10 protein-coding genes and 2 pseudogenes are annotated in these 7037 nt (G+C 63.5%); 3 read left to right on the top strand and 9 right to left on the bottom strand.

Going from position 1 to position 7037, the window contains the following annotated elements; translation table 11 throughout:
* The 4 genes and pseudogenes from E3O49_RS11675 to E3O49_RS11655 all read right to left on the bottom strand — a co-directional run.
* On the bottom strand, positions 1–707 hold a 707-nt coding region (locus tag E3O49_RS11675; RefSeq protein ID WP_160141103.1), incomplete at its 3' end, for a DDE-type integrase/transposase/recombinase.
* 319 nt (positions 708–1026) lie between these two features.
* A pseudogene (locus tag E3O49_RS19040) lies at positions 1027–1168 on the bottom strand (IS256 family transposase); the annotation flags it as partial.
* A gap of 327 nt (positions 1169–1495) precedes the next feature.
* Positions 1496–1966 (bottom strand): class F sortase, encoded by a 471-nt coding sequence (locus E3O49_RS16850; protein WP_134403369.1) that lies wholly within the window; start codon positions 1964–1966, stop codon positions 1496–1498.
* Between the two features lie 327 nt (positions 1967–2293).
* Positions 2294–3058 (bottom strand): hypothetical protein, encoded by a 765-nt coding sequence (locus E3O49_RS11655; protein ID WP_134366210.1) that lies wholly within the window; start codon positions 3056–3058, stop codon positions 2294–2296.
* Between the two features lie 114 nt (positions 3059–3172).
* Here E3O49_RS11655 and E3O49_RS16605 point away from each other — a divergent pair, with 114 nt between their 5' ends.
* Positions 3173–3823, top strand: coding sequence for a tyrosine-type recombinase/integrase (locus E3O49_RS16605; protein WP_160141102.1), 651 nt, complete (start codon positions 3173–3175; stop codon positions 3821–3823).
* 181 nt (positions 3824–4004) lie between these two features.
* On the opposite strand, the gene E3O49_RS11645 is transcribed toward E3O49_RS16605, so the two are convergent.
* Positions 4005–4955 (bottom strand): IS1595 family transposase, encoded by a 951-nt coding sequence (locus E3O49_RS11645; protein WP_134403368.1) that lies wholly within the window; start codon positions 4953–4955, stop codon positions 4005–4007.
* A 71-nt stretch (positions 4956–5026) separates the two neighbouring features.
* On the opposite strand from E3O49_RS11645, the pseudogene E3O49_RS11640 reads away from it, so the two are divergent.
* Positions 5027–5317, top strand: a pseudogene (locus E3O49_RS11640) (transposase); the annotation flags it as partial.
* Positions 5281–5439: a hypothetical protein gene (locus E3O49_RS18860; RefSeq protein WP_160141101.1), complete on the top strand. Its 159-nt coding sequence runs from the start codon at positions 5281–5283 to the stop codon at positions 5437–5439. The pseudogene E3O49_RS11640 and the gene E3O49_RS18860, both read left to right, overlap by 37 nt.
* Here E3O49_RS18860 and E3O49_RS11635 read toward each other — a convergent pair.
* From E3O49_RS11635 to E3O49_RS11620, 4 genes are read right to left on the bottom strand one after another with little or no spacing between them, the layout of a single operon-like run.
* Positions 5429–5926: an IS1096 element passenger TnpR family protein gene (locus E3O49_RS11635; RefSeq protein ID WP_241976253.1), complete on the bottom strand. Its 498-nt coding sequence runs from the start codon at positions 5924–5926 to the stop codon at positions 5429–5431. The two genes, E3O49_RS18860 and E3O49_RS11635, sit on opposite strands and share 11 nt — an antisense overlap.
* 54 nt (positions 5927–5980) lie before the next feature.
* Entirely contained in the window at positions 5981–6304 is a 324-nt protein-coding gene (locus E3O49_RS11630) for a type II toxin-antitoxin system PemK/MazF family toxin (protein ID WP_241976251.1), read from the bottom strand.
* Positions 6285–6515, bottom strand: coding sequence for a hypothetical protein (locus E3O49_RS11625; protein WP_134365502.1), 231 nt, complete (start codon positions 6513–6515; stop codon positions 6285–6287). The genes E3O49_RS11630 and E3O49_RS11625 overlap by 20 nt, the downstream gene beginning before the upstream one ends.
* 51 nt (positions 6516–6566) lie before the next feature.
* Positions 6567–6977 (bottom strand): DUF2256 and DUF3253 domain-containing protein, encoded by a 411-nt coding sequence (locus tag E3O49_RS11620; RefSeq protein ID WP_134365503.1) that lies wholly within the window; start codon positions 6975–6977, stop codon positions 6567–6569.
* Positions 6978–7037: the final 60 nt, after the last annotated feature.

Raw genomic sequence — 7037 nt, 5'->3', positions numbered from 1 at the left:
GAGTTGCGTGGCCATCCAACCCTTCGGACGTCCCATATTCCACCTCCATAATCGAGGTGTTGCGACGACCGGTTGAATCCGCCCTGGGTGCCACGGTCGGAGTGGAAAATGGCGCCGGCCGTGTCGAGGTGGCCGTGGTCGCGCGCCATTTCTAGGGCGCCGATGATCAGGCTGGTGCGCATGTGGCTGGCCATCGACCAGCCCACCACCATCCGGGTGCAGAGGTCGATCACGGTCGCCAGGTAGAGCCATCCGGAGCCAGTGCGCAGGTAGGTGATATCCCCGCAGAACCGGGTTCCCGGGACGGTCGACGTGAAGTCGCGCGTCCCCTCCTGATCGAGCATGTGGTTCTGGATGTGCTCGGTCCGAGCGTCCGGGGCGACAGTCGTGGTGTTCTTCCACGCCCGCATCCGGACGGCGCGGAGGCCGTGGTCGCCCAGGATGGACCCGACCGTGCCGCAGGCGATGTTGACGCCTTCCTGGCCCAGGATCGTGGTGATCTGGTCCCGGCCGGCCCTGCCCTTCTCCCGCGTGTAGACGCGCACGACGTGAGCGTCGAGCTCGTCGTGGCGGACCTGGGTCGGCGTCGGCACGTTCGGGCGCAACCAGCGGTAGAACGAGGCCCGGGAGACCTTCAGCTTCTGGCACATCCAGTCAATGGGAAAGGAGGCCTTCTCCGTCAAGATGAAGACGAAATAGTCGTTCATCGTTGCTTCGCGGCGAAGAAGGCGCTGACTTTTCGGCTCTCCTGATCCATCAAGGTGATCGGCGAATCCGAGCCTTACTCCGCATAGACGGTCGTCATCTCCGCTCTCGGCACGTCCAAGTTCAAGGCCCGGAACCCGACCAGTGCGTTGGCGATGCGGTCATCATGGAGCGCGCGAAACGCCAGGTCCGCGTCATCCATGGCTTTCCGCTGATCCTTCCCCAAGGAGAGGTCGATCGTTCGGTACCCCAGGGACATGTCGAGGCCACTGGACTTGGACTTGGCTAGATAGGCGGTGGCGTCCTTGATCAGATGGAAACGGCTGGCACCTATGAGGGCGGTGGCCTCGGCATCGATGAGTTCTTGGCAGAGAGTTTCCGTCGCGACGCGGATGCGATCGGGGACACGGGTGAGCTTGAGTTCCGCGAGGAGGTCAAGCTGGGCAGACTGGTCTAGAGCCATCGTGTGATGTGTCTTTCTGGGAGGAACTTTGAACGGTTCTCGCTGACCATCGCACGGTGATTTCCTACGTTGTTAATCCAACGATCGAAACCCGGGAACTACGCTACTCAGGGGGACGCAACCAAGCGGTCTGGCACCACGCCATCCTCGCCCTCGTCCGGCGTATGAAGCCGGCGCGACGACGGCGATCAAACCCTCGCGTCATCAAACGCAAGGTCTCGAAGTGGCCCGCCAAGCGCTTCCACCACACGCACTGGCCACAACCCCTCCACGAGCCAGAAATCACCACTCAAACTCTTAACTGAACGATATTGCGGCTTAGTCCTGCTACGCCGCATGGCTGGACACCAAGCTGGCATAGACGACAACGTTGTCTGGATACGTACGAGTGGTTTCGTTGAACTCTCCACCGCAGGTGATCAGTCGCAGTCCCGCATGGTCAGTGTTGCCGTAGACGGTGAACTGCGGAAACTCATCTTTCGAATATTCTTCCACTCCGTCGACCACGAACACGGCCACTGTCGCATCGGCTCGAGTAACCAAAATCTCATCGCCGGGACGCATATCGCCAAGTCGGTAAAACACCGCGCGCCCCTGCACTCTGGAGTCGACGTGACCCAAGATGACGGAGGGTCCGATCGCGCCAGGGGTGGGCGAGCCGGTGTACCAGCCGGCAGGAGAGGCTTCGTCCAACGACGGCGTCTGCACCGTGCCGTCAGGATTCAGTCCCAATTGCATCAGGACGGAGTCCACTTCAATCGCGGGGATGTTGATTTGGGTGGGCTCGGAGGCGGTCAAGGTCGGGCCAACAACCTGGTCAACCCGCGGAGTCGGCGGCGCGGAGAGGGGCTCCCGTGAGGGCGTATCGGAGACNCCTGGTCAACCCGCGGAGTCGGCGGCGCGGAGAGGGGCTCCCGTGAGGGCGTATCGGAGACGGGCTTCTGAGCGGGAGCCGCCACGGCGGCCGAGGCTGGTGGTCGTGGAGGAGGAGGGTTGCCCCACAGGGCGAAACCGGTCGCCGTACAGCCGACGGTGAAGAGCAGAACCGTCGCCGCGGTAGCCAGACGGCTACCGCGGCGACGGTTCCCAGCCGGGTTTATCACCGGCGATCAAACGATCTCAACCTCACGCGGCAAGGCGCCGACGAATCATCACCGCGCCACCTGCCGCGGTCAGGAACACGGCACCGAGGGCGAGAAGGCCAATGTCAGCACCGCTTGAGGTGCCGCCACCGCCGGTTTGCACGCCACCGTCAGGCATGTTCGCTTGCGACGCGCTCAGAGCGCCGCACAGAGCCGGCGACGTTGCTGCCAGGGGCAGACTCGGAACCAAGTCACTTTTTGCGTCCTGTGCCGCTTTCGTCAACGTGGCCGGGTCTAGACCGTGGACCACCACAACAGCCGTTCCTGCCTCTAGCGAGGCCGCGGTGGCGGCATCCAGAGTGAAGGTTCGGTTAAAGTCGTAGTTTGCACCCATCCCGGCAAGCGTTAGATCAGTTCCGGCCGCCGGACTCGTGTCGCCGCTGGTGGACAACGTTGTGCCAATCTCTCCGTAAGACGGCTGACCTTCGGTCGTGCTGATCACACCGTCTCCATTGGTGTCAGCTGCGGTGGTGGGACATTCCCCCTTCGCACCGATGTGGATGTGCTGTACGTGCGGGTACGGCTTACCGTCGAAGGTCTCGGCCAGACCTTTGACGGTCTGGGTGACTGTGGCCTGGTCGCCGGATACCTGGATGGAGAAGGTGCCGCTGCCGTTGCTGCCGTTGATCGAATCGAGCGTCCCCTGGTAGGACGCGTCACCAGTGGCTGCAAGGGCTGGGCCACCAGTCAAGACGGCCACGCCCAGAGCAAACGCGGGCACAAACAACACTGCTGTTTTCTTATTCATCAGAATCCTTCGCTAGGAGGTAGGTGCGAAAACAAACATGGAGAGAAAAACACGAGCATTATTCGGCCAATCCTTTGCGCAAACGACTTTTTTGTCAAGAGCTGCTGGGCGTTCGTGAGTCGACCCGCCTGTCTGCAAGCCCTGCGTGCACAGCAATCGGCGCGGCTTCCCAAAGCCATCAAGACGAAGAACACGACGACGACCATACTCAGCTACCTCACAAAGTCCGAGGTCGACGCGCTCTTGGCCGTGCCCGATCAGAACACGGTGACCGGGCGGCGAGATCACGTGATGATACTGGTCTTTTCGACCGGACTCCGCGTCAGAGAGCTGATCGGGTTGACCCAGCAAGATCTACAGCTCAGCACCCCTGTGCACCTGCTTTGTCACGGCAAAGGCCGCAAGGACCGCATCACGCCGCTCAACAAGGAGACCACGCGCGCCCTCCGAACGCTTCGCGCCGCGAGGCCCGACGCGCTTCCACGCGACCCCATATTCACAGCGCAAGGCAGCTTCAGAGCGCTCGGGCGCGATGCGATCGCGGCTCGACTTCGCCTCTACTGCGCCGCCGCAACCGCCACCAGCCCGAGCCTGAAGAACAAAACGATCACTCCACACACGCTGCGACACACGACAGCGATGAGGATGCTCGAAGCCGGCATCGACATCACCACAATCGCCCTTTGGCTTGGCCACGAATCCACTCAGGCCACCCAGGCCTACCTACACGCCGACCTCGGCATGAAAGAACGCGCCCTGGCATGAATCGCGCCCCTCGGAAGCACCAGCCACAGGTTCGTCCCCACCGGACCGCTGCTTGAATTCCTAGAAGCGCTCTAATCATGCCGACGTATGCGCCCCGGATATTCCTTTGATCAAGACTTTCCAGAAAACATCGGCATAACCCGAACGTCGAGATAATCGATGTAGTGCGTATCCGCTCAGCTCAGCCTCGCTTTGCTGCTGCCGGGCCTTCGGCCACGATCTCGGCCCTGGTGGACGGCGGATGGTGACTGCTGAGGCCGAGGAGGGTTTGAAACGCGGCCATCGGCGTGCGTCGTCGGTTGTATCGAAAGATGAACTCGTCCAGGTAGACCTGCAGATGCTCGGCGCTCACGCCGCGGTGCGTGCCGCGGAGCCAAGACTTGAAGTTCGAGATCGCCCGGTGCGCCCGCGGCAAGACCGGGTCGATATCGCCGTCACGCTTGGCTTTAGCCTGACTGCGCGGGCGGTGCACGTAGCCCTTGCTCGCCAGCTTCGCGTAGCCTTGCCAGCCGTCGGTATGTACGATCGCTCCGGCCGCCACGGTCCGTTCGATGAACCCAGACAACGTCGCCGCGGTCGCGTCGTCGATTAGCTCGATCCGTATGCGACCTGAACCGGTGCCTCTCACCTCTACCGCGATGATCCCGGTGGAGGCCTTCGCGATTGCGCTGCGCCCGCCGCTCCTGCCCTTCTCCACACCGCCGATCTCGAACTCATCAACCTCGACCTCACCGGAGAGCAAGCCCCGGTCAGGGGCGACCATTGCGCGGCGCAGCTTGTGCAGCATCGTCCACGCCGTGTCGTACCGACTCAACGCAAGTTGGCGTTGCAACTGTCTTGCCGACATCCCTGGAGTGCCGGTAGCCATCAAGTACGCCGCCCAGAACCACAACCGCAACGACAACCGGGTCTTGTGCATCACGGTCCCGGCCGTCACCGACACCTGATACCTGCACTCGACGCACTGCCACAGCCGTCGGGTGGCGATCGGATACGCGTCGCGGCCCCCGCAACGCGGGCACGTGAACCCCTCCGGCCATCGACTCTCAAAGAGATAGTCCAGGCACGCCTGCTCATCCACGAACCACTCCTGGAACGCCAGAATCGAACGCGGAAAATCAGGTTTGGGCACACCTCACTCTAGCTGAGCTAAGCGGATACGCACTATCGATGTTATGCAGACGTCTGCATAACATCTAGCTCATCAATTCCGACCTGAAAAGCAGCGCCCTGGCCCACCTGCCCTCGGGCGTGTTCGCGGCCAACGCGGCCTGGCTCGTCCTGGCCGTGATCGCCTTCAACCTCACCCGCGCCACCGCCACAACCGCCGGCACCGGCCTGGCCCGGGCAACGACCGCGACCATCCGCCGAAAACTCATCAACATCCCCCCGAGGATCGCCTCGTCAGCCCGGCGGATCACCCTGCACCTGCCCGAGAACTGGCCCTGGGAAACCGGTTGGACCCGCCTCTTCGACCACGCCTTCGCACCACCCAGCCCCGCGGCAGCTCAGTTCACGCCGACGCGATCATGGACCGCATCGTCCACAACACCATCTGGGTCGAGACCGGCGGCCACAACATGCGAGAGCACACCGCCGGCCAGGTCACGGCATAAAGCCTCGCGCGGTCGGGCGTCGCTGGCCCCCGACCGCGCGACAGCCTGGCACCACCAGGCAATACCCGCGACCCCCGAAGGCAATATTCAACGACCCCCGAACCCGCAAATACTCACGCGGCATCGTTCGGCCGAACTCGAGGCTGAATTGGTACACATGAGTGTCGGTCCAGCCGAAGACGACCTGGAGCACCTGATGCACCCGGTCGAGGGTCAGGTCCGACGGAAGGGTGAGGCGGCGCCAGAGCGGGGGTGTCGCGCCGACCAGATCGACCCGGATGCGAAACTGCGCCGGAGTCGCGGGTGATTCCAGCAACGGCAGCGGGCGCACGGTCTGCGCGCCGCTGCCAAACCCGCCGCCGAACGGGTTCGTCATGGCATCCATGACGAACGCCAGGATGGCGAACCGCTCGGCTCGGGTCTTGTTTCCTGTGCGGGAGCACGAATCAGGGCCAGGCTTCTTGCTCACAGCCTTCTTCTTCGTCATCTCACCGAGTCTAGAAGGCGAAGGGTTCGCGGCAGAGATAATTATCGCTCGGGCCTAATCGAGCTGTAGCGCCAGTCGGAGTGCCTCGTCGATCTCGTCCATCTCGGCCCGGCTGACGTGGCCCACGAGGTTGCCCAGGCGTTCCGGCGCGACCGCAGCGGTCTGTTCGACGAGCACCTGCGTGCGTTCGCTGCCGATCTTGATTGTCGGCCGAAAGCTCTGGGGCCGGGCCGAACGGGAGGTGGGCACAACCAGAACGGTAGAGAGGGAAAGGTCGTCCGATTGAACGATGATGGCGTAGCGGACACCGGCTAGTTCATGGCCAAGGACTCCTCGCGGCGCGGTCAAGCGGTGGATGTCACCACGCACGCAGGTCATCCATCTCTGCAAGGACGGCGCGACTCTCGGCACGGTCGGCGTCGTCCTCCAACAGAGCGGCCGACTCGTATCGCATCTTTTCGCGCCGACGCAGGCGAGCTGCATCGACCAGCGCCTGCCGGATGGCCGTCGACACAGTCGATCCGTCTGCCGTCAGCTCGTCCAAAGCCCGCTGCGCGCGTTCATCCGTTCGGAAATTGATCACCGCCATAACGACATCATAAGACAGTGTGTAAGACGAATCCACTACAAATAAAGACCCCTACCGCACCCGCCGCAACCGGATCGGACCCTTCGCCGTCGAGGGATCGACCACCGTCCCGCCCTGCGTGATCTGCAGTTCACCGCGGGCGACCAAGCGGCGTGCGGCTCGGCGGGCCGGCTCCATGAGGTCGCACCACCCCTCGCCGCCGACCACTTTCGCCGCCTCGGAGGGGCAGATCGTGGCATCCTGCGCCCGCGCACCGAGCAGGGTGGCGATGCTCTCTTCAAGCCGGAGGTCGGTCGCGCTCACTCCGCGCCCGCGGCACGCGGCCGAGCAGTACTTCACCGAATCCCAGTTGTCGGCCCACTTCGCGCGCCACTCGATGCGCCGCCCACAGGAGGCGCAGGTCTTGTCCGCCCGGCCACCGGCGGCGTCCGGGTCGGCGGGTTTGCGTTGACGGTGGGCCATGCCTTCTATCCTGCGGGATTGCGGGGTCGAGCGGGGTCGAGCGCGGTCCGGCGACCGCAC

The organism is Cryobacterium shii, from assembly GCF_004402595.1.
Classification (GTDB): Bacteria; Actinomycetota; Actinomycetes; order Actinomycetales; family Microbacteriaceae; genus Cryobacterium; species Cryobacterium shii.
The sequence above is the reverse complement of the archived record's forward strand: the minus strand, read 5'-3'. Positions and strand labels throughout refer to the sequence as shown.

Excerpts from the sequence above, each read along its gene's own strand:
- E3O49_RS11630 (WP_241976251.1), bottom strand. The coding sequence starts at position 6,304 with ATGACCTGCGTGCGTGGTGACATCCACCGCTTGACCGCGCCGCGAGGA.
- E3O49_RS11655 (WP_134366210.1), bottom strand. The coding sequence starts at position 3,058 with ATGAATAAGAAAACAGCAGTGTTGTTTGTGCCCGCGTTTGCTCTGGGC.
- E3O49_RS11635 (WP_241976253.1), bottom strand. The coding sequence starts at position 5,926 with ATGACGAAGAAGAAGGCTGTGAGCAAGAAGCCTGGCCCTGATTCGTGC.
- E3O49_RS11625 (WP_134365502.1), bottom strand. The coding sequence starts at position 6,515 with ATGGCGGTGATCAATTTCCGAACGGATGAACGCGCGCAGCGGGCTTTG.
- E3O49_RS11620 (WP_134365503.1), bottom strand. The coding sequence starts at position 6,977 with ATGGCCCACCGTCAACGCAAACCCGCCGACCCGGACGCCGCCGGTGGC.